The 20,390-nt window shown below is 42.7% G+C and carries 23 protein-coding genes and 1 pseudogene; 7 read left to right on the plus strand and 17 right to left on the minus strand.

Going from position 1 to position 20,390, the window contains the following annotated elements:
- Positions 1-200 precede the first annotated feature (200 nt).
- Both nadA and thiL read left to right on the plus strand, forming a co-directional pair.
- On the plus strand, positions 201-1,193 hold the full coding sequence (nadA, locus tag ABD960_RS18555; protein ID WP_345333566.1) for a quinolinate synthase NadA: 993 nt from the start codon (positions 201-203) through the stop codon (positions 1,191-1,193).
- Positions 1,194-1,200: 7 nt separating this feature from the next.
- Positions 1,201-2,241 (plus strand): thiamine-phosphate kinase, encoded by a 1,041-nt coding sequence (thiL, locus tag ABD960_RS18560; protein WP_345333568.1) that lies wholly within the window; start codon positions 1,201-1,203, stop codon positions 2,239-2,241.
- 55 nt (positions 2,242-2,296) lie between these two features.
- On the opposite strand, the gene ffh is transcribed toward thiL, so the two are convergent.
- The 9 genes and pseudogenes from ffh to ruvX form a co-directional block, all read right to left on the minus strand.
- Positions 2,297-3,625: a signal recognition particle protein gene (gene ffh / locus ABD960_RS18565; protein ID WP_345333570.1), complete on the minus strand. Its 1,329-nt coding sequence runs from the start codon at positions 3,623-3,625 to the stop codon at positions 2,297-2,299.
- Between the two features lie 77 nt (positions 3,626-3,702).
- Positions 3,703-4,722: a DUF3078 domain-containing protein gene (locus ABD960_RS18570; RefSeq protein WP_345333572.1), complete on the minus strand. Its 1,020-nt coding sequence runs from the start codon at positions 4,720-4,722 to the stop codon at positions 3,703-3,705.
- A gap of 56 nt (positions 4,723-4,778) precedes the next feature.
- Positions 4,779-5,102: a hypothetical protein gene (locus ABD960_RS18575; RefSeq protein ID WP_345333573.1), complete on the minus strand. Its 324-nt coding sequence runs from the start codon at positions 5,100-5,102 to the stop codon at positions 4,779-4,781.
- Complete coding sequence (locus tag ABD960_RS18580) at positions 5,099-5,842, minus strand: peptidase associated/transthyretin-like domain-containing protein (protein WP_345333575.1); 744 nt, start codon at positions 5,840-5,842, stop codon at positions 5,099-5,101. The genes ABD960_RS18575 and ABD960_RS18580 overlap by 4 nt, the downstream gene beginning before the upstream one ends.
- Before the next feature lie 65 nt (positions 5,843-5,907).
- The gene (locus tag ABD960_RS18585) at positions 5,908-6,741 is read right to left on the minus strand and encodes a glucosaminidase domain-containing protein (RefSeq protein ID WP_345333577.1); all 834 of its coding nucleotides are present in this window, start codon (positions 6,739-6,741) and stop codon (positions 5,908-5,910) included.
- A gap of 49 nt (positions 6,742-6,790) precedes the next feature.
- Entirely contained in the window at positions 6,791-7,321 is a 531-nt protein-coding gene (locus ABD960_RS18590; protein WP_345333579.1) for a glycoside hydrolase family 73 protein, read from the minus strand.
- A gap of 2 nt (positions 7,322-7,323) precedes the next feature.
- On the minus strand, positions 7,324-7,965 hold the full coding sequence (locus ABD960_RS18595) for an O-methyltransferase (protein WP_345333581.1): 642 nt from the start codon (positions 7,963-7,965) through the stop codon (positions 7,324-7,326).
- Positions 7,966-8,072: 107 nt separating this feature from the next.
- A pseudogene (locus ABD960_RS18600) lies at positions 8,073-8,318 on the minus strand (GxxExxY protein); the annotation flags it as partial.
- A gap of 176 nt (positions 8,319-8,494) precedes the next feature.
- Complete coding sequence (gene ruvX, locus ABD960_RS18605; protein ID WP_345333583.1) at positions 8,495-8,902, minus strand: Holliday junction resolvase RuvX; 408 nt, start codon at positions 8,900-8,902, stop codon at positions 8,495-8,497.
- Between the two features lie 96 nt (positions 8,903-8,998).
- On the opposite strand from ruvX, the gene ABD960_RS18610 reads away from it, so the two are divergent.
- The 3 genes from ABD960_RS18610 to ABD960_RS18620 are packed head-to-tail and all read left to right on the plus strand — an operon-like array spanning position 8,999 to position 12,035.
- Positions 8,999-10,147, plus strand: a complete 1,149-nt coding sequence (locus tag ABD960_RS18610; protein ID WP_345334482.1) for a DNA polymerase III subunit — start codon at positions 8,999-9,001, stop codon at positions 10,145-10,147.
- Positions 10,148-10,149: 2 nt separating this feature from the next.
- Positions 10,150-11,565, plus strand: coding sequence for a PSP1 domain-containing protein (locus tag ABD960_RS18615; protein ID WP_345333585.1), 1,416 nt, complete (start codon positions 10,150-10,152; stop codon positions 11,563-11,565).
- Positions 11,562-12,035 (plus strand): gliding motility lipoprotein GldH, encoded by a 474-nt coding sequence (locus tag ABD960_RS18620; RefSeq protein WP_345333587.1) that lies wholly within the window; start codon positions 11,562-11,564, stop codon positions 12,033-12,035. Before ABD960_RS18615 ends, ABD960_RS18620 begins: the two co-directional genes overlap by 4 nt.
- 54 nt (positions 12,036-12,089) lie before the next feature.
- On the opposite strand, the gene ABD960_RS18625 is transcribed toward ABD960_RS18620, so the two are convergent.
- The 3 genes from ABD960_RS18625 to ABD960_RS18635 form a co-directional block, all read right to left on the minus strand.
- Positions 12,090-12,722 (minus strand): hypothetical protein, encoded by a 633-nt coding sequence (locus ABD960_RS18625; RefSeq protein WP_345333589.1) that lies wholly within the window; start codon positions 12,720-12,722, stop codon positions 12,090-12,092.
- 101 nt (positions 12,723-12,823) lie between these two features.
- Positions 12,824-13,105, minus strand: coding sequence for a NifU family protein (locus tag ABD960_RS18630; protein ID WP_345333591.1), 282 nt, complete (start codon positions 13,103-13,105; stop codon positions 12,824-12,826).
- A 24-nt stretch (positions 13,106-13,129) separates the two neighbouring features.
- Positions 13,130-14,221 (minus strand): Mrp/NBP35 family ATP-binding protein, encoded by a 1,092-nt coding sequence (locus tag ABD960_RS18635; RefSeq protein ID WP_345333593.1) that lies wholly within the window; start codon positions 14,219-14,221, stop codon positions 13,130-13,132.
- A 122-nt stretch (positions 14,222-14,343) separates the two neighbouring features.
- On the opposite strand from ABD960_RS18635, the gene ABD960_RS18640 reads away from it, so the two are divergent.
- Positions 14,344-16,500 (plus strand): transglycosylase domain-containing protein, encoded by a 2,157-nt coding sequence (locus tag ABD960_RS18640; RefSeq protein WP_345333595.1) that lies wholly within the window; start codon positions 14,344-14,346, stop codon positions 16,498-16,500.
- A gap of 172 nt (positions 16,501-16,672) precedes the next feature.
- Positions 16,673-17,059: an RNA-binding regulator gene (locus tag ABD960_RS18645; protein WP_345333596.1), complete on the plus strand. Its 387-nt coding sequence runs from the start codon at positions 16,673-16,675 to the stop codon at positions 17,057-17,059.
- 55 nt (positions 17,060-17,114) lie between these two features.
- Here ABD960_RS18645 and ABD960_RS18650 read toward each other — a convergent pair whose 3' ends face one another.
- The 5 genes from ABD960_RS18650 to ABD960_RS18670 form a co-directional block, all read right to left on the minus strand.
- On the minus strand, positions 17,115-17,510 hold the full coding sequence (locus tag ABD960_RS18650; RefSeq protein ID WP_345333598.1) for a c-type cytochrome: 396 nt from the start codon (positions 17,508-17,510) through the stop codon (positions 17,115-17,117).
- Between the two features lie 233 nt (positions 17,511-17,743).
- A complete protein-coding gene (locus ABD960_RS18655; protein ID WP_345333600.1) occupies positions 17,744-18,190 on the minus strand; it encodes an SRPBCC family protein in 447 nt (148 codons plus the stop codon).
- Between the two features lie 11 nt (positions 18,191-18,201).
- Entirely contained in the window at positions 18,202-18,660 is a 459-nt protein-coding gene (locus ABD960_RS18660; RefSeq protein WP_345333602.1) for a VOC family protein, read from the minus strand.
- A gap of 21 nt (positions 18,661-18,681) precedes the next feature.
- Positions 18,682-19,221 carry an SRPBCC family protein gene (locus tag ABD960_RS18665; RefSeq protein ID WP_345333604.1) on the minus strand — a complete coding sequence of 180 codons (540 nt, stop codon included), beginning with the start codon at positions 19,219-19,221 and terminating at the stop codon, positions 18,682-18,684.
- A 226-nt stretch (positions 19,222-19,447) separates the two neighbouring features.
- Positions 19,448-20,374, minus strand: a complete 927-nt coding sequence (locus ABD960_RS18670; RefSeq protein WP_345333606.1) for a bestrophin family protein — start codon at positions 20,372-20,374, stop codon at positions 19,448-19,450.
- Between the last annotated feature and the right edge of the window lie 16 nt (positions 20,375-20,390).

Here is a 20,390-nt window from a genome sequence, read left to right on the forward strand (position 1 = left end):
ATTTTAAATAAATCTTGTTTATCATACCAATCTAATTTTCAATTCGCTGCACAAAATTTAATTGGAATAAATTGTTAACAACTATGTGAAAACAACTTTTATCTCTTTTTGTAGCATTAGTTTCTAACAAAACTAACAGCTTAATAAACTATAGTTTTCTTACTTATATTAAATAATGTTGTTTTTATTGATTTGTTGAAATGGATATCTTCGAAGAAATAAATGTGAAAGGTTTTGTGGAGGAAGACATCGATCCTACTCTTGACCTTTTCGATGAAATTGAAAAATTAAAAAAGCAGAAAAATGCGGTCATACTTGCCCATTACTATCAGGATGGCGATATACAGGATATTGCAGATTATATCGGCGATAGCCTCGGCTTATCGCAGCAGGCAGCAAAAACTGATGCGGATATCATCGTATTCGCCGGGGTACACTTCATGGCCGAAACAGCCAAGATACTCTCGCCAAACAAAAAGGTTTTACTGCCCGATGTAAAGGCAGGATGCTCGCTGGCTGATAGTTGCCCGCCGCATTTGTTTAAAAAATTTAAGGAGCAATACCCTGATCACCTGGTAATTACCTATGTGAACTGTACTGCTGAACTGAAGGCTTTAAGTGATATAGTTTGTACCTCGAGCAACGCGGTGCAGATAGTGGAAAGCCTGTCGAAAGATCAGAAGATCATCTTCGGGCCTGACAAAAATTTGGGTGCCTGGGTAGCTAAAAAAACCGGCCGAGACCTGGTGTTATGGAATGGCGCCTGCATGGTGCACGAGATATTTTCGAGAGAGAAAATCACACGGTTAAAGGAAAGGCATCCGGGTGTGAAGTTACTGGCGCACCCTGAATGTGAAGAAGTTATACTGGAAATGTCAGATTATATAGGCTCAACGACCGGTATCCTTAAATACGCCACAAATTCGCCTGACAAGGAGTTTATCGTAGCGACGGAATCGGGAATACTACACCAAATGCAAAAGGAAAATCCGGATAAAACATTTATTCCGGCGCCGCCTAACAATAATTGCGCTTGTAATGATTGCCCGCACATGAAACGCAATACGCTTGAAAAGCTTTACCTGTGCTTAAAAAATGAATTGCCCGAAGTAACTGTACCTGAACATATTATAAAGGATGCAGTTAAACCTATTGAGCGTATGCTGGATATATCGGCTAAACTGGGATTATAATAAAATTATGTTTGATAATATAGATCGTACCAATATACAGGAGTTAGGCGAATTTGGGTTGATAAAGCACCTTACTCAGAACATAAAGCTTAAACAACCATCAAGTATTAAAGGCGTTGGCGATGATGCCGCGGTGCTTGATCCGGCAGGAAAAAAGGTATTGGTATCAACCGATATGCTTTTGGAAGGCATACATTTTGATTTGGCTTATACCCCGCTAAAACACTTGGGTTTTAAAGCTATACAGGTAAACCTGAGCGATATTTATGCCATGAATGGTACAGCTACCCAGGTAACCGTATCATTAGGTTTATCGAGCAAATTCCCTTTAGAGGCCGTTGAGGAATTGTATGAAGGTATGTACATCGCCTGCGAAAAATACAATGTAGACATTATTGGCGGCGATACCACCTCATCAAAACAAGGGTTGGTGATCAGCGTAACTTCTATTGGTTATGCGGATGAAAAGGATATTGTTTACCGTAATACAGCCGAAGATGGCGACCTGATCTGCGTATCAGGTGATTTAGGTGGCGCTTATATGGGTTTACAATTACTGGAGCGTGAAAAACTGGTTTACCTTGAAAACCCGAATATTCAGCCCGACCTGGAGGGTAAGGATTACATTGTCGAGCGGCAATTAAAACCCGAAGCACGACGAGATATAGTGGAGTTGCTGAAAGAGATTGATGTTAAGCCTACGGCAATGATCGATGTATCTGATGGTTTAGCATCAGAGGTATTGCACATCTGTAAACAAAGTGATAAGGGCTGCAATATTTACGAGGAAAAGATACCGCTTGACCCCATGACCTATGAAACAGCCCGGGAGTTTAATCTTGACCCTACAATATGCGCCTTAAGTGGTGGCGAGGACTATGAGCTTCTATTTACCGTTAAACAAGCCGACTATGACAAAATAAAGTTTAAAATGGACTTTACCATTATTGGCCATATTACTGAAGCTTCAGCGGGCTGTAATTTGATTAGTAAAACCGGCAACGTGCACGAGTTAACTGCGCAGGGCTGGAATGCCTTTAAAAGTTAAAAAAATAGCCGCTTAATTTAAGCGGCTATTTTTTTAATATGATAATTCTAATGTCTTACATCTTTGGCATCCGGCGCATCATGTTGGCCATGGCTGCGGGGTTGCTCATTTGTTTCATTACCTTACGCATATCTTCAAACTGTTTTATCAGCCTGTTTACCTCGCCAATATCAGTACCCGAGCCTTTTGCTATGCGTGTACGGCGGCTTTGGTTAATGCTGTCGGGGTTTTCTTTCTCAAACGGCGTCATGGATTGAATGATGGCTTCTACGGCTTTAAAGGCGTTATCATCCACCTCTACGTCCTTCATCATTTTACCTACGCCCGGTATCATACCCATCAGATCCTTCATGTTACCCATTTTTTTGATCTGCTGTATCTGGCTGTAAAAGTCGTTAAAGTCGAATTTGTTCTTACGTATCTTTTTCTGCAGTTCGGCAGCCTGCTTTTCGTCAAACTGTTGTTGGGCACGTTCAACTAAGGACACCACGTCGCCCATGCCCAAAATACGCGAGGCCATACGGTCAGGGTGGAAAACGTCCAGCGCTTCCATCTTTTCGCCCGTACCTATAAATTTGATTGGCTTGTTTACTACCGACTTGATTGATAAAGCCGCACCACCACGGGTATCACCATCCAGTTTGGTTAATACAACGCCGGTAAAGTCAAGCCTGTCATTAAAAGTTTTGGCTGTATTAACCGCGTCCTGGCCGGTCATGGAATCTACCACAAATAGTATTTCATGCGGATTAGTAGCGGCTTTAACCTGCTCTATCTCCACCATCATGGCCTCGTCAATAGCCAAACGGCCGGCGGTATCAATAATTACCACGTTGTTGCCTTGCTGCTTGGCCAGGGCTATACCCTCTTTAGCTATACCAATTGGGTCTTTTGATTCAACGTTGGCATAAACAGGTACGCCTATCTGCCCACCTAAAACCTGCAGCTGATCAATAGCCGCGGGGCGGTAAACGTCGCCGGCAACCAATAAAGGTTTTTTGTTTTTTTGCGTTTTAAGGAAGTTGGCCAGCTTACCGGTAAAGGTAGTTTTACCCGCACCGTTCAAGCCTGCTATCAGTATAATGGTTGGCGTAGCCGGAAAGCTGATCTCGGTAGCTGTACCGCCCATTAAGGCGGTAAGCTCATCATTCATGATCTTGGTGAGTAACTGGCCAGGCGATATGGTGGTCAACACGTTTTCGCCCAGCGCTTTTTGCCTTACTTCATCCGTAAATGCTTTGGCTGTCTTATAGTTTACGTCGGCATCCAAAAGGGCTTTACGTATCTCCTTCATGGTTTCGGCCACGTTTATTTCGGTGATCGATCCCTGTCCCTTCAGGACTTTAAACGCCCTGTCTAATTTATCCGAAAGATTTTCAAACATTGTGTATACCTCTGTTTTTGAGGTTGCAAAGTTAACAATTAGTTATGAGTTATGTGTGGCCTATATTACGCCCCTGTTTACGGGAATTTATATAAAATACCCAAGGCTAAACCTTCGGTAGCCTGTATATCATTCGAGGTATCTTTATTATAAAGCACAGTACCGTTAATGGTTACATTTATCAGCTTATTTACCCGTGCCAGCAAAGTAGCATCTAAACGATGGTTGGTATAGGCTATCGGCCTGCCGTAAGGGATGAACAACGCATAACGCCAGTTAAGGTGCAGGTTTTGCATTATATCCTTATCAAACAAAGCAATCGCCTGGAATGCCAGCTCATTACGTATGGTTTTGCCTATAGGTACACCGTAATTACCGGGTTGGGTACGGTATATGGTGGTATCGAGCACTAAGGTTTGACGGGCAGTACCTGTACCTATCCGCAAATCAAAAAATCGGGATGGCTTATACTCCAAACCGAATGACTCGGTGATATAACCCGGCGACATAAATTTAGATATCAATATAGGCGGATTAGGATCGGGGTACTGAAAACCTTTATCAACCTGCGACTCCAAACTTAACGAGCCGAACAAGTACCAGTTTTGCGATAATTTGGTAGATAATTTATTATCTATAAAAATACGGTCGTTGGTTTTACGTGCGCCCTGCCCCTTGTTTTTTGACCTTCCGTATAAAAAGTTAACCTCTGCCGTATATATAAACGGCGATTTGTTGTATTCCGTTCGGTAAATAATATTGGTACCTACCGCAACAGCGCTTACACCACCCGATGCCCAGTTGCTGCTGAACGCTGACTGGTTGAAGTTAATGGCTACTGTAAACCATTTTCGCCAGCGCTTAATTTCATAATCGGGCATATTAACCGGGATGTATTCCGGCTGTAATTGCATTGGCCTGATGCGCAATGGCAACGCGTTTTTACGCGGCTCAATACGGTATCTATTGATGAGATTGGTATCTACCTTAAATGTATCAACCTTGGCGCTATCGGTTTTAACACTGTCTGTTTGCGCAATTGCAGCAGTTGCCAGGCAAAGGCCGATGATAATTAATGCGGGTACTTTTTTAATCATAGATAACCGTTTAACAGCACCGCCAATTGCGGTTGGGGCCAAATTTAGTTATTTGTTTATAAATAGAAACGCCACCACCAAAAGCCGCGATTTTTAGCATAAACGAGGTTTTGCTCGTTTTGATATGCTTCACGCTCAAATACTATGTTTTTATAGGCTTGATGATGATTGCGGTATTTTATCAAATTAAGAAGATAATTAAACAGGTAGGCAATGTAGAAAAATATCACGAGCATTTCCTGCTGCTGTTTTATATGAATCAGTTCGTGATGTATCAACACCCTATTGTTCACCGCGTTTTTATGGCTAACCAATATAAACGGGTAAAGCGCCATGCCGGCGACACGCATTTTTTTTACTACAATTACCGGATACCTCATTTACTGGGCTCAAGCGGCGAAACGGTAAAATTGCCCGGGTTGCGCATATACCTTTTGTAGCTGTTACGTACGTATTTTACAAACTCATAATCGCTCGCAGTAGTAACCAGGTAATAGCCGGGTCGATATTTCTGCATAAAATCCGTCAATTGATCATCCTTGAGGCCCGTTACGTTACTCACAAAAGTGCGGTTAAAACGGTAATCGATCACATTTTGATGGTAATCGCGCTCAATTACTTCTTTAAGTTTTTCAGCATTTCTCCCACTACGGCTAAGTGCGTTGTAAAGGGCATCAATACCTATACCAGCACCCATGCCGTATGGCGATGTTGTTAACAGATCCGGGTTTGAAGATGGGCCGTATAAACGGGTATAGTCTCGCCTGGTAGCGGCCATCCATTTTTCAGGGTTGATTAATTTATCATTAATACGTACCTCCTGCAACTGTATGCCGGTGGTTTTTAAATTAACGGCTAATGATTTGTTATCAATTATTTTAACCGTGTCGTTAAAATAGCCTTCTTTTGAAAAAACCAAACGATTACCAATGGCCGCATCTATGCTGAATTCACCTTTTAAATTGTTATAAACAGCCTGCCCGTTATCAATATTACGAATGCTTACCTTGGCAATACGGTCATTAGCCCCCTTATCAAATACAATACCCTCAACCTTTTTATCCTGCGCGCAAACATCCGCAACTATTAATAAAGGCAGCACCAAAAGCCATATTTTCATTACAGCTTTAAAACTAACCTTTTGTATAGTTTGCAAACGCATTTTTAACAGATATTAACAGTAAGTTACGGAATAACTATCAGTTTCTGGCCAATTTTTATGCCATCATCCGTAATGTTGTTAAGGGTTTTTAACTGGTCTACCGTTAATGAAAAACGCTTTGAAATATTGAAAAGTGTATCGCCCTGTTTAACGATATAAGTTTTGTCAACTGGTGTGTCCTTAGCTACACTATCGGTTGCAGTTTGATTAATATTGTTGTTAATGTCAGCTAATACCCTGTCTTCACGCTTTATTTTTTGGATATCGGTTTCCGGGCGGTCAAACTGGTCAAGGTTATAACGCTTAATTACGCTGATAAGTAATTGCGGATAACGAGGGTTTGTAGCATAGCCTGCAGCCTTAAGGCCATAAGCCCAGCCTTCATAATCATTCTTTTCAAGTTCGAATAATTTGGCGTAGCGCTTTTTCTTAAGAAATTCTGAATGATCGCGAAAGGAGTCCTCTGGATTATTATAAACCCTGAAGCAATCATTGGCATTATCGTCATCTTTATAATAACCCTTACCGCCCCAGTCGCCGGTACATTTAATACCGAAGTGATTATTGGCTACTTTAGCTAACTCACCATTACCATTGCCCGACTCGAACATACCTTGCGCCAGGGTAATACTGGCGGGGATGCCGTATAGGTTCATCTCCGTAATGGCTATGCCTTTAAATCGCTCAATGTATTGTTGGGCGGTATAGTTGCTATAATTGGAAATAGCATCCTTATTGGCCTTTTGTATGCTCTTGTTGTTTTTTCGGGCCTGCCTGTTGCTTACCCCCTTTTTACGGGATGAGCATGAGGACAATGCTATAGCGGCAACTATAAATAAGAGGAGTATTTTACGCATACAGGTACTTTAGTAATGGCTAACGAATGCGCCAAAAATAAAGTATTTTTTATTTTTCGGTATTTTGAGCAAGTTGCTTAGGCTCCGGAATGCTATCCAGTTCGTGCAAACCATATCTTTTTATAATGCCGATAACCTGTGATGACCATTTTTTGCTGCTGCAATAGCCGCTGCGCTGTATGCCTTTTGCCCAGCCTTTGTAATCATGCTGGGTAAACTTATCGCCCAGGTGACTGAATTGTTTACGCTGGGTAAGTACCCGGGCAAAATCGTTAAATGATTCAAGCACTGAATCATACTTTTTATAGCTGGTGCGTACCTTACGTTTCTTTTTATAATAAACTGTACGGGTATTGCCCTTTATTCCGAACTGATTGTTCAGTTTTTTAGCGATGGTTGAATTGCCATTGCCTGATTCGTGCATGGCAACTGCCATAATTATGCTTGCCGGTATGCCTGTTTCGTGCATAATGCTTATGGCATTATCTTTGAACTGTTCGATGTATGATTGTGAAGTGTTTTGCGCGAATGAAGCAATTGAGAAAATTGAGAACAGTGTAACAAATAAGAGTTTCTTCATAATTACTTTTTTCTGATAAGCAAAAGGCCATCACGTACGGGCAGAATTAATTTTTCAACCCTCGTATCAACAGCTATCTGCTCATTTAGTTTGCGGAAGGCCTGTGTGTCGGCATCATTTTGATGCTCGTCATACACCTTACCTTTCCACAAAACGTTATCAATAATTAGCAATCCTCCGGATTTAACTTTATCAATTAATAACTCAAAGTAAGTAAAATTATTTTTCTTATCGGCATCAATAAACACAATATCAATGTTTTGCCAATTCGAATCTGCTATTACACGCTCTGCAGGGCCAAAATGAGCATGGATTTTTTTATCCACATTTGTGAGTTTTAAATGTGAATTTATCAATTCCTCCATTTCTTCATTCACCTCAATGGTATGCAAAACGCCACCGTCAACAAGCCCTTCAGCCAAACAGATAGCCGAGTAACCGGTATAGGTGCCTATCTCAATAATCAACTTTGGCTGCATCATTTTACTCAGCATACTCAGCAATCTGCCCTGGTAATGCCCGCTCAGCATGTTTGGTTTTAAAACCTTTAAATGCGTGTTGCGGTTGATTTTTTTCAGTGCCTCCGGCTCCGGGTCGGTGTGGGTTTCGACGTATGTTTGTAGAGAAGGGTCGAGTATTTCCATTTTGTCTTAAACCTTGATTTGTGGGATTATATGATTTAGGATTTTTTGATCAGATTATCTTTTATAGCTCTGTTTAAAAAAGTGATTTTAAGATTTCTTTGGTCTGATTACGTTTTTATTTTATTGTTGTGAACTCTATTGAATTGCAGGCTTTGGGCACCGAAATTAATTAACAGTCCTATTTCCATTTTGTAGGCTCCCAGGTAATTCATGGCCTGAGCTAAGTGTACATCCTCCAGTTTTATTATCGCTTTAAGTTCAACCATTATAAGGTCTTCAACAAAAAAGTCAACACGCCTTGTGCCTATGTCAATCTCGTCATAATATATAGGCATTTCCATTCGCGTACGTAATGTAACCCTTGTTTTCCCATTTTATAGCCAATGCCCGCTGATATATTACCTACTGAAACCTATTACCTAATGTACCATTACCTTCATAACACACCCTATAATCTTCTCCGTAAGCTCCTTATAAATCATAAAAATTTATTAATCTAATAAATAAAGTAATCCCTAAATCAAGCAAATCAAGGTCTCGACATATACGATTGCAACAGTATCACCGCCGAAACAGTGTCCACCAACTCCTTATTCTGCCGGGCTTTTTTGCCCATGCCGCTTTGGGCTATGGCTGCTGATGCCATTTTTGAGGTAAAGCGCTCATCAAGCATTTCGATAGGTATTTCGGGGAATGTTTTTTTCAGCAGGTTAACAAAGCCTTTTACATGTATGGCCGATTGTGATGGCGTGTTATCCATTTGCTTGGGTTCGCCTACAATAAAGCGTTCCACCTGCTCGGTTTGCACGTATTTTTTCAGGTAGTCGACGATGTGCATGGGGTGTATGGTGTCCAGCCCTGTAGCTATGATCTGCAACGGATCGGTCACTGCTATGCCTATGCGCTTTGTACCGTAATCAAATGCCATTAACCTCATTTTATCATTTTATAAGTTGAAACAAAGGTACAGTATATAGCTGCTTAACGAAAATCACATATGTCAATACTCATATCAATTCACTATCTTGCACCAATGCGGTTTAGTGAAATTGTTGGCCAGCATGCCGTAAAGCAGCGATTAATTAACTCGGTGAATGGAAACCGGGTTAGCCATGCGCAACTGTTTTTAGGTCCGGAAGGGTCAGGCAGTTTGGCGCTTGCTATTGCCTACGCGCAATATTTATCGTGCGAGGACAAGCAGGCCGATGATTCATGCGGTGTTTGTGCATCATGCCGGAAATATCAGAAGCTGATGCACCCCGATCTGCATTTCTCCTACCCCTTTTTTGCCAAGCATAAGGATGATACCGCCATCACTTTTATTGAGCAATGGCGTGAAGCCATGGAGGCCAATATTTATTTAAGCCTTGATGCCTGGCGCGGTTATCTGGATGCTGAAAACAAGCAGGCCAACATCAATATAGCCGAATGCCACCAGATCATCAAAAAACTCAGCTTAAAACCATTTGAATCGGAATATAAGATACTAATACTTTGGTTGCCAGAATATCTGGATAAAGAAGGTAACGCCTTGCTTAAAATAATTGAGGAGCCGCAGCCCAACACTTTGTTTTTGCTGGTGGCTCAAAATCAGGATCAGATACTGAATACCATACTCTCGCGTACGCAGCTGGTAAAAATACCGCCGCTGGAGTACAACGATATAAAAACATATTTGCTGAATGAACGCGGCCAGCCCGAAGCTACAGCTGCTGAAATAGCCTACCTGAGCAACGGCAACATGGCCGAGGCCCTGGGCATGCTACAGCATGATGCCAGCAACTACCATAGTCAGTTTATACAGTGGCTGCGTATGTGCTACAGCAATAAAGGCATTGAGGTGGTTGCTTTTGTGGAGCAACTGGCCAAGTCGGGTCGCGAAAACCAAAAGAACTTTTTACGCTACGGCATAAACTTTATACGTGAGTGCTGCCTGCTGCTGGCCGGAGCTCCTAATCTGGTGCATTTACCGGCGGATGAGCTGGACACGGCGCAAAAAATGATCAAAGTAATGAGCATTGAGGCTACCGAAGCCATAAGCAGCGAGCTGGAAACGGCGCACTACCATGTGGAGCGGAACGCCAACCCTAAAATTTTATTTTTAGATGTATCTTTGCAGATTATAACAATATTACATTACAAAACGATTCGCCAGGGGCGAACACAATATATACCGAAATAACTATGGGATGCGGAAGTTGCTCATCAGGTGGTTGCACACCTGCGGGCTGCAAAAGTAATGGCTCGTGCCTTACAAATGGTTGCAGCAAATTAGATGTTTACGACTGGCTGTCGCATATGGACATGCCGGCAAATTATAAACCATTCTCAATAATCGAAATAAAGTTCAAGGGTTCGCGTAAGGAGTTTTACAAAAACGTGGATAACATATACCTTGAAGCAGGCGAGCTGGTAGCGGTTGAAACCACTACCGGCGGGTACGACATTGGCCACGTATCGTTAACCGGCGAACTGGTGCGCATGCAAATGGTAAAACGCCATGTTAAGGAAGCCGATGTGGTTAAAAAAATATACCGCCGCGCCACCGCTGCCGATGTAGATAAATGGAAAGCGGCCAAAGACCTGGAATGGGAAACCATGCACCGCTCGCGCAAGCTGGCACTGGATTTGAACCTTAGCATGAAGATAAGCGATGTGGATTACCAGGGCGATAAAACCAAGGCCACCTTTTATTATACCGCCGAAGGCCGTGTTGATTTCAGGGAGCTGATCAAGAAAATGGCTGAGGCTTTCAGAATCCGTATTGAAATGCGGCAAATTGGTATGCGCCAGGAGGCAAGCCGCCTGGGTGGCATTGGCTCTTGCGGGCGCGAATTGTGCTGCTCAACCTGGTTGACAGATTTTAAAACCGTATCAACCGCCGCGGCACGTTATCAAAACCTGTCATTAAATACCCTGAAACTGGCCGGGCAATGCGGTAAGCTTAAATGCTGCCTTAACTACGAGCTGGATACTTATATGGATGCCCTCAAAGGTATTCCGGATGATGTATACATACTTAAAACCAAGGTTGGCGATGCGCGTTTACAAAAAACGGATATATTTAAAAAGCTGATGTGGTTCAGCTATCCCAATGCCGAATCGTGGATTCCGTTAGAGATCAGTAAAGTAAAAGAGATACAAAAGCTTAATAAAGAAGGCATTTTCCCTGAAGATATTGTGCCTGAAGCCGAGGCTGAAACCAAACAGGCAAAAGCCCCCGATTATGAGAACGTAGTTGGCCAGGACAGCCTTACCCGACTTGACGAACGAGCCAAAAAGAAAAAGAATAATAATAACAAGAACCGTAATAAAGGCAACAAGCCTGCCGGAGCTGATAATAACGCGCAGCCCCAGCAACAAAAAGCACAACAACAGCAGCCAAAGCCCCAGCAACAGGGGCAGCAGGGGCAGCAGCGGCCGCAGCAAAACAGGCAGCCTAATAACAAACCGCAGCATTCCAATAATCAGCAGCAAGGCAATAATGGTGGTGGTGCTCCGGTAAAAGTGGAAGGTAGCAAAAGCAATAATAACAGGCGCCACAGGCATCGCCCAAACAACGGAAATCAAAACAATCAACAACCAGGCAGAGAGCAGTGAAAAAACTGGAGTATTTTTTAACGCTTAGCGCTATAGCAGCCTTGTTTTCATCGTGCGCTAACCCTAATACGGTTTTTGATGAAAACAAGGCTATCCCCAATCACAACTGGGCGTACACCGATCCGTTAAGGTATGATGTAAAGATTGACGACGCGATGCCGCTTTATAGTATCTACCTGAATTTACGCGTAACAGGCGATTATAAGTACTCCAACATCTTTATTATTTTTCGCCGTGCTGGGCATGGAAAAAAAGTGCAAGCTACCCGGTACGAGTTTAAATTAGCCAAACCAGATGGCGAATGGCTGGGCGCGGGCTCAGGCAATTTATACAGCTACCGCTTTGTATTACTTAAAGGCTATAAATTTCCGGAAAATGGCGTATATCATATTGAAATAGAGCAAAACATGCGCGACAACCCACTTCGCGAGGTTAGTGATGCCGGTTTATGCGTAGAAAAGTCTAAATAATAGCACAACAGATTAAAGCATAAAAAAGCAGCTTCAACGTGCTGCTTTAATATTTTAATTACTTGAGCGGCTCTTGTCGCCGTCAGATATCTGTTTAATTAAACTACCCCAGGCCAGCGGGTTAAGCAGCGGATTAGGCTGCAACGAGTTTTGATTAAGTATACGTGTGTGCATTGCACCGGCGTTAGCAGTTTGTATTTCTCTACCATCGCGGGCAAGTGTATTTTGCAATGCCATCAATGATGACCGGCTAACGTTTTTCTTAGCTACTTCCAGGTCATCGTCAGCTATTTTTATCGCCAGAAAATCTTTCCTAAACTCATCCGTGGTAGCCCATGGGAATACCCTGAATGTGGGCAGGTTTACTATTTGCGGTTTTAGAGGCACTTTTACCGTATAGCTCTTATTTGCATTTACGGGTATCACCACAACTACAGGTGCATAACCTACCGAGGTAAAGCGAACACTATCGCCCTCGTGGGCAACAAATGAGAAATAACCCTTATAATTAGATGAACTGGCTGATTTACCGTTTGAAAGATTTGTCATTGTAACGTACGGAACGGCAATGTTCGAACTATCGGCATTGAAAGTTACGCCCGAAAATTGAACCAAAGGCCGTTCTTGCTGCTGCGCGAGGGCAGCAGTGGTAAACATTAAAAATAATATCCCGATCAAAAACTTCATCTGCACTTATTATTTTACCACTTTTATGCCAAAAGGTTTAATTAAGCATCAAAATTATCCTCTTTTTTGTAAAACAGGGATGTTTTAACAATACTTAACAATTAACGCAGGTTTTCAGGCAGCACAGCGTTAGGGTCATCAATATCAGTTAAATTGATGGCTTCAACACCGGTAACTTCCGGTACGGCTTTTTTAATAGCCTGCTCAATACCGGCTTTCAACGTCATGATGCTCATTGGGCATGAACCGCATGACCCCAGCAGTTTTAACTTCACAACATTTTCAGGAGTAATTTCCTCTATTGACACGTTCCCGCCATCAGCTTCCAGATACGGACGAATGGTATCCAGCGCTTTCTCAACCTGATCTAATAAATCACTCATTTTTATTATTTTATTACTGTAAAGTTAATAATTATTTACAACATTCTTGTCCACCACGCCGCGGGCGTTGTATATGGATACCTGTTGTGCCACCATCTCCGCCATCTTAATAAAGGCATGCGAGGTTACGGTGTTGTCCTGTAAAATTACCGGCACCCCGGCATCGCCCGATTCGCTGATGCTTTTTACCAGCGGTATCTCGCCTAAAAAAGGCACATCGAGCTGCGTTGCCAGGTTTTTGCCGCCATCCTGTCCAAAAATATAGTACTTATTTTCGGGCAATTCTGCCGGGGTAAAATAAGCCATATTTTCAACCACGCCTAAAATCGGCACGTTGATGGCATCCATCATAAACATACCGATACCCTTTTTAGCGTCAGCAAGGGCAACATTTTGAGGGGTAGTAACTATAACGGCACCAGTAACCGGGAAGGTTTGTGTAATGGTGATATGAATATCACCGGTACCCGGAGGCAAATCCACCACCAGGTAATCCAGTTCGCCCCAGTCGGCATCATTAAATAACTGTTTTACCGCTGTTGATACCATTGGCCCGCGCCATGGCACCGGCTGGTTAGGATCAGTAAAGAAACCTATAGACAGTAGCTTTAAGCCGAATTTTTCAATAGGCTCGATGCGGGTTTTACCATTTTGCTGGGTAGCATTCGGCCTTGCGCCTTCTAAACCGAACATGATGGGGAGCGAAGGGCCATAAATATCCGCATCGATCAAACCAACTTTAGCGCCCGATTTTGCTAAGCCTAAAGCCAGGTTAACCGCCACGGTTGATTTGCCGACTCCACCTTTACCTGATGCTACCGCGATGATGTTCTTAACTCCCGGTACGCCGGTATCCTTTTGTGAGGTTACGCGCGAAGTCATGTTAATGCTAACTTCTATCTCTTTGCTAATAAAGTGCCCTATAGCATTTCGGCAGGCATTTTCAATCAGGCCCTTTAAAGGGCAGGCCGGCGTGGTTAGTATAACTGAAAAGCTTAGGCGGTTGCCATCAATATGTATATCCTGAATCATGTTCAGGGTAACCAGGTCCTTTTTCAGGTCAGGCTCCTCAACATGGCTAAGGGCTTGTAAAACTTGTTCTTTTGTAATTGTCATTTATCTATCTTAATCGCAAAAATATGAAAACCGCTTGGGTTTGGTTTTGTTACCGAAATAATTTACTGTACTTTAACGTTTGAAGCGGATAAGAAATATTTAGTTTTGGATAAAATTTACTGATGCATCGCCTTAACCCGAGATATATCCGGATTGCCGGAATTGTACTTGCCTGCGTACTGATAATAATTATAATTAGTGGCTTTGTAGCTTACTCAAAACGCGAAGCCCTGCTTCAAAAAGTTATTTACAAAGCTAAAGCCAAAGCTAAAAACGATTATAATTTAGATGTAAAAATAGGCACGGCCCATTTTACCGGCCTGAGTGAAGTGGCCTTTAACAACATATCAATTGTGCCTGATGGGCGCGACAGCCTGTTGCGTATAAATAAACTGGTTGTTGATGTAAAGCTGATGCCGCTGGTATTAGGCGACGTGAAATTATCTGACGTAACACTCGAAGATGGTTTTGTGCGCCTGACCAATATAAAAGGCGTTAAGAACTTTGATTTTCTGTTCCGGAAGAAAAAGCAGAACACCGAAAGCAAAGGCAAGGTTGACCTGGCCGACCTTTCATACCGGTTGATCAACCAGGTGCTTTACAAAGTTCCGGAAAACCTGGATCTGAAAAACTTCAACCTCTCCTACCAGGAAGATACCACGCGTGTTAGTTTGCTGGCCAAAACTGCTGTTATTGATGATGGCGACCTGAAATCAACCATCAACGTAAACAATGGCGAATCAACCTGGCATCTTACAGGTAAAATGCACGCGTCAGACAAAGACATCGACGTAAAACTATATGCCGATGGCAAAAAAGTGGAATTGCCTATAATAGAAAGGAAATTCAAAGCCAAACTTAATGCCGATACTATTACTACCCGCTTAACAAAAGTTGAAAAAGATGGTGATGAAACCCGCATTTACAGCTATTGGGGAGCGCGAAACTTGCTGATTAATCACGCCGGTTTATCTACTCAGGATATAATTATCCCTAACGGGGCTATTGATGCTAACGTGTTTATTGGCGAAAATTATGTTTCGCTGGACAGTACTTCTACCATCCACTTTAAAAAGATAAAAGCGCATCCGTTTATAAAATACACGCTTAACCCGGTTAAAATTTATGAGTTGAAGATTAATACCGGCTGGTTGAACGCGCAGGATTTGTTCGACTCGTTTCCGGTAGGTATGTTCGAATCGTTAGACGGTATGAAGGTGTCAGGCAAACTGAATTATGCCCTTAACTTTTATATGAACAAAAACCAGGTGGATAGCCTGAAATTTGATTCGCGGTTGGATAAAGAGGATTTTAAGATACTCAAATTTGGCAAAGCCGACCTGACCAAGCTGAACAAGCCATTTGTTTATGTGCCGTATGAAAAAGGCAAGCCGATGGGGCCGCACCTGATCGGGCCTGAAAACCCGGAGTTTACACCATTGAACCGCATACCGGCGGATATGCGTAACGCGATCATGACAGCAGAAGATCCGTCGTTTTACCGCCATAACGGTTTTGTGGAGCAATCCATCCGCAGCTCAATAGTTACTGATTTTAAGGAAAAGAAGTTTGTGCGTGGTGGAAGTACGATATCTATGCAGTTGGTTAAAAACGCGTTTTTGAGCCGCAACAAAACACTTTCGCGTAAAATTGAAGAGATATTGATTGTTTGGCTGATCGAGAACAACCGCATCATGACCAAAAACCGTATGCTGGAGGTTTACTTTAACATTATTGAGTGGGGGCGCAATATTTATGGTATACACGAGGCTTCGCATTTTTACTTTGGCAAAAATCCGTCAGACCTTACCCTGGGCGAAAGTATTTATCTGGCCAGTATTGTGCCTAACCCGAAAGCCGGGCTATACGCCTTTAACCCTGACGGTACTTTACGCCGTGGTCTGCATGGTTATTTTAATTTGATAGGCCGTTTAATGGCGAGTAAAGGATTGATAGCACGGGATACTAATGCTTATGGCTTTTACAATGTAAGGCTGCGCGAAGGCTTGCGCCGTGCCGCGCCTGTTGATACTACAGCCGTGCTCGACAGTACCATATTGCAACAAAACCCGGATGCCATGCCTGTTGAAGAGCCTGAAAAGAAACTTAATTTCTTCCAGCGTTTATTTGGCGGCGGCAAAAAGGACAGCACTGATAATGAAGAAAACAAGCCGGACTCGGCAGAGATACGTAAGCAGCGCGAAAAGGAAGAGAAAAAGGAACGTAAGCGCCGTGAAAAGGAACGCCGTGACGAGTTACGCGAACGAGGGCTATTTTAATTTTTAAAGCATCTACAATTACCTGTGAAATAAATTTTTTTTCGGAAAAAATAATGCTTGTATTTCTGAATAATAAAATGCCTATATTACAGGCGGATTGAGGTGTATATATAAAACAAACAACTAAACAGGCAAAGTAAACTCAACTACTCACTTTACAAGTAAAAATTTAATGAACATTTTCGTAGGAAGCCTTCCTTACCAGTTACAGGAAGAAGATTTAAGGGCCCTTTTTGAACCATTTGGCGAAGTAAGCTCTGCAAAATTAATTATGGACAGAGAAACAGGCCGTAGCAAGGGCTTTGGTTTTGTTGAAATGCCTGATGATGAAAGCGCACAAACAGCAATTGACGCACTTAATAAAAGCGAAGTTAAAGGCCGTTCGATAGCCGTTAGCCAGGCTGAAAATAAGAAACCAAGCGGCGGCGGCGACCGCAGAGGCGGTGGTGGCTTTAACCGCGGTGGCGGCGGTGGTTATAACCGCGGTGGCAACGGCGGCGGTGGCTACAGCCGTGAAGGCGGTTATAACCGCGACAGGGGCGGTGACCGCTGGCAGTAAAAACAAAAAGGCTTTGAGCATTTGCTCAAAGCCTTTTTGTTGCGCTTAACTTTTATTATTTAAGCGACAGAATGTATTTAACCATCTTATCAGCATCAGCGGCTGCAAGGGATGGGTGTGGAGACATTGGGATTTGGCCCCAAACGCCCGAACCGCCATCAATTACCTTTTTAGACAATGCCGCATAGTTAGCAGGCGTTGCCGGGTACTTCTTTGCCACATCAATATACGCCGGGCCAACCAGCTTTACGTCAGTTTTATGGCATGATAAGCAATCCGATTTTGCGATCAGGGCTTTACCTGCAGCAATTTCGGCAGCGGTTGCTTTGCCACCGGCCGGTTTTTTAGCGGCGGCTTTTTTTGCTTTGCTTTGCGCGTTAGCGTTATTTATAGCCGGAGTAGCAAGCAGTAAAGCCAGCATCATTCCGGGGATAACTAATAATTTTTTCATTCCTCTATAATCAGCTTTATTTTTACAATTAATAAACTCAATAATAAGATTTTGATTGTTCTGTGACATCAAAATAGTCTAATTTTTAAACGTTCTAAATAGCGGCTTCGTGTTATTGCTACACCAGCTTAATTTACATTCAAAAGGCGACTGTTATAACAGACGCCTTAAATTTGAATAGTTGAATGATATAGACTATTCAAAACCTGATTAGTTTAATCGGTACTCGAATATTACGCTTCTTCAGCCATCGACTTTATTTTTAATAACGCTTCATCCCAGGCAGCCGACATCTGGTCATAATGGTCCTCACCCATGTCTGACGATATATCAAGCACAGTAAGCCCGTCTTTTTCTGTCAGCAGGTAACTTTCCCGGGCACCTATATAATTTTGCGCATCCTCGCTTGTGGTGTCGGTTACGCCATTTAAAATGAAGCCGTCATATTCAATAACTACTTCGGTGTGTGGTTTACCAATTAAAATGTAGCCGGTTATGCCACAGTTGCTGCCATCAGTAAAGGTTACTCTGCTGCCTTCGCGCCAATCTGTGTTGGCAAACGTGCCAACAGAAAAATAATTTAACCATTGCCTGTTCAGCTCATTGTTAAACAGCACCCGCCAAACGCTTTGCGGCGACGCGGCTATTTCTATTTGTTTTACGATAGATACAATTTTCATAGGATCCTTTTTTAATGGTTTGGATTATAGCTTAGCATCCATTGAATGCCGAATTTATCGGTAAATGAGCAATAGTAATCACCCCAAAACATCTGTTCGGGCTGCATTTGCACTTTTCCACCCTCAGATAGTTTTTCAAATATGTTATCGGTTTCCTCTTTGCTATCCGTGTTGATAGAGATATAAGTATTATTGCCCGTAACCAATTTAAAACCCATCGCTTCGGGGGCATCAGTGCCCATTAGTATATTATTTCCTAACGGTAGGGCAATGTGCATAATCATGTCCCTGGTATTAGCCGGCGGTGGGTTTTGCGATTCTCCGGACATATCTGCGCATCCGTTACCGGCATCTGCTCCATCGCCAAAGCGCATCAATGCTATAAATTCGCCGCCAAAAACTGATCGGTAAAAGTTGAAAGCTTCTTCGGTGTTGCCGTTAAAGTTTAAATACGGGTTTGCTGATTTCATAAGTTTATAGTTAAGTTATAATTAGTTTTCAAGTTTACCTTTAAGGTTTCCCAGCCCCGTTTGCAAATCGTTTCCTATCATCTGTTCCACATCAAAAAACAGGCACATGATGTTGAACGGATATGGCACATGCTCCTCAAAACCCCAGGTTACCTTAGTTTGTGCGGGGGCTATGCTATCGGTTATCATATAAGCGGGGGCAACTGCTTCCATGGGCTCAATAAAGCGTATTTCATAATCAACTCGCTTGCCCTCGTCAATCTTTTTAATTTCCTGCTCACCTTTGCCCACGCTGTCGCGTTCGCTTTCCCAGGCAGAAACAAAGCCGGGCTGTCCGTCGGTACCGCGAAATTCAACCTTCATGCCCGGATCCATGCGCGCCCACTTGCTGTATTCGTTTTGGTTTTTAAGGTACTTGATATAGCCAAACACCTCAGCCTTGGGCTTATTAACTACAATTGAACGTTTGATGGAATAATCGCCATTTACAAAAAGCGCAATTATCAGTGCAACCGCTACGATGGTAAGCACTGAAAGCAGAATGATCTTTAAGATTTTCATGTTCGTTTTGGTTTAATCAACTCAAAAGTAATGTATTACATGGCCAACACAAATTGCTAACGGATGTAAAATAGTTAAGTGATTTACCAAAATTAGTGGAATACCAGGTTGCATTTGAGGGGTGAAAGAGGCAATTAAAGGGGGCGGGCAGGACACAAAAAAGGGCATCGTTTTAAACGATGCCCGAAGGTGCATTTTGGTAAGAAAGGCCACACCACCGCACTTTCTACAAAATATAGAACACCTTGTCTTTTGAGGCCGGTTCATCAGCCGGTTTATCTTCTTTATAATATTGTTTGAGCATCTGTAAAATGTCGCGCTCTATAGTAGCTGATATAGCCGTGGTTGGCGTATCAGTGGGTTTATTCTCAAAGGGATCCTGCAAGTGGATCGCCATCTTTTCGATTAGGAAGAAAGAGCTGGCGATTGCGATAACCATCGGTATTTCAACCAGGCCAAAAAACTCTATCAGGCCAAACGGCAGCAAGGCAACAAAAAGTATCAGCGCAAAGTGTATATATACCTTGTATGTTGAGGGGAATACCGTGTTTTTGATACGCTCACAACCGCCCATGTGGTTTGAAAACCGTGTAAGCGTAGCATCCATTTCTATCTGCTGGAATTCGTTTATCCAACCCAGTTTATAAGCATTTCGCAAATCAGCGCCATGCAATTCAAGCAACGCTACTGCTTTATTGCTGTAGCCTTGTATATATTCAAAATCCTCTTTACACAACCATTTATCCATTCCGGGCATTGGGTCGTGCCCGCGCAACTGGCGGCTGAGCACATAGCACCAGGCAATTTGGCGTTTGGCCATACGTTCGCAAAAAGCTATTTCTTCTAATTTGCCGTAATGCGTATCAATGTAAGTGAACAGCTGGCGTGTTAACGTGCGCGAATCGTTTACGATGGCGCCCCACAGCGTACGTGCTTCCCACCAACGGTCATATGCCTGGTTTGATTTAAACGCCAGCAATAATGATATAACCGTACCCAGCAGCGTTGGCACCGCGATAGGTATGGATATACGCGTGAAATGAAAGTTTTTATACAACAATGCTATCAGCAGCGCATATATGGTAACCAGCATCACCTCGACGCGTATTTTGCCGAAGATGTACTTAATAGGTATATTTTCTTGTAATAACATTGTTTTCTGTTTAATA

This window comes from Mucilaginibacter defluvii, from assembly GCF_039543225.1.
Classification (GTDB): domain Bacteria; phylum Bacteroidota; class Bacteroidia; order Sphingobacteriales; family Sphingobacteriaceae; genus Mucilaginibacter; species Mucilaginibacter defluvii.

Excerpts from the sequence above, each read along its gene's own strand:
- nadA (WP_345333566.1), top strand. The coding sequence starts at position 201 with ATGGATATCTTCGAAGAAATAAATGTGAAAGGTTTTGTGGAGGAAGAC.
- thiL (WP_345333568.1), top strand. The coding sequence starts at position 1,201 with ATGTTTGATAATATAGATCGTACCAATATACAGGAGTTAGGCGAATTT.
- ffh (WP_345333570.1), bottom strand. The coding sequence starts at position 3,625 with ATGTTTGAAAATCTTTCGGATAAATTAGACAGGGCGTTTAAAGTCCTG.
- ABD960_RS18570 (WP_345333572.1), bottom strand. The coding sequence starts at position 4,722 with ATGATTAAAAAAGTACCCGCATTAATTATCATCGGCCTTTGCCTGGCA.
- ABD960_RS18575 (WP_345333573.1), bottom strand. The coding sequence starts at position 5,102 with ATGAGGTATCCGGTAATTGTAGTAAAAAAAATGCGTGTCGCCGGCATG.
- ABD960_RS18580 (WP_345333575.1), bottom strand. The coding sequence starts at position 5,842 with ATGAAAATATGGCTTTTGGTGCTGCCTTTATTAATAGTTGCGGATGTT.
- ABD960_RS18585 (WP_345333577.1), bottom strand. The coding sequence starts at position 6,741 with ATGCGTAAAATACTCCTCTTATTTATAGTTGCCGCTATAGCATTGTCC.
- ABD960_RS18590 (WP_345333579.1), bottom strand. The coding sequence starts at position 7,321 with ATGAAGAAACTCTTATTTGTTACACTGTTCTCAATTTTCTCAATTGCT.
- ABD960_RS18595 (WP_345333581.1), bottom strand. The coding sequence starts at position 7,965 with ATGGAAATACTCGACCCTTCTCTACAAACATACGTCGAAACCCACACC.
- ruvX (WP_345333583.1), bottom strand. The coding sequence starts at position 8,902 with ATGAGGTTAATGGCATTTGATTACGGTACAAAGCGCATAGGCATAGCA.
- ABD960_RS18610 (WP_345334482.1), top strand. The coding sequence starts at position 8,999 with ATGCGGTTTAGTGAAATTGTTGGCCAGCATGCCGTAAAGCAGCGATTA.
- ABD960_RS18615 (WP_345333585.1), top strand. The coding sequence starts at position 10,150 with ATGGGATGCGGAAGTTGCTCATCAGGTGGTTGCACACCTGCGGGCTGC.
- ABD960_RS18625 (WP_345333589.1), bottom strand. The coding sequence starts at position 12,722 with ATGAAGTTTTTGATCGGGATATTATTTTTAATGTTTACCACTGCTGCC.
- ABD960_RS18630 (WP_345333591.1), bottom strand. The coding sequence starts at position 13,105 with ATGAGTGATTTATTAGATCAGGTTGAGAAAGCGCTGGATACCATTCGT.
- ABD960_RS18635 (WP_345333593.1), bottom strand. The coding sequence starts at position 14,221 with ATGACAATTACAAAAGAACAAGTTTTACAAGCCCTTAGCCATGTTGAG.
- ABD960_RS18640 (WP_345333595.1), top strand. The coding sequence starts at position 14,344 with ATGCATCGCCTTAACCCGAGATATATCCGGATTGCCGGAATTGTACTT.
- ABD960_RS18645 (WP_345333596.1), top strand. The coding sequence starts at position 16,673 with ATGAACATTTTCGTAGGAAGCCTTCCTTACCAGTTACAGGAAGAAGAT.
- ABD960_RS18650 (WP_345333598.1), bottom strand. The coding sequence starts at position 17,510 with ATGAAAAAATTATTAGTTATCCCCGGAATGATGCTGGCTTTACTGCTT.
- ABD960_RS18655 (WP_345333600.1), bottom strand. The coding sequence starts at position 18,190 with ATGAAAATTGTATCTATCGTAAAACAAATAGAAATAGCCGCGTCGCCG.
- ABD960_RS18660 (WP_345333602.1), bottom strand. The coding sequence starts at position 18,660 with ATGAAATCAGCAAACCCGTATTTAAACTTTAACGGCAACACCGAAGAA.
- ABD960_RS18665 (WP_345333604.1), bottom strand. The coding sequence starts at position 19,221 with ATGAAAATCTTAAAGATCATTCTGCTTTCAGTGCTTACCATCGTAGCG.
- ABD960_RS18670 (WP_345333606.1), bottom strand. The coding sequence starts at position 20,374 with ATGTTATTACAAGAAAATATACCTATTAAGTACATCTTCGGCAAAATA.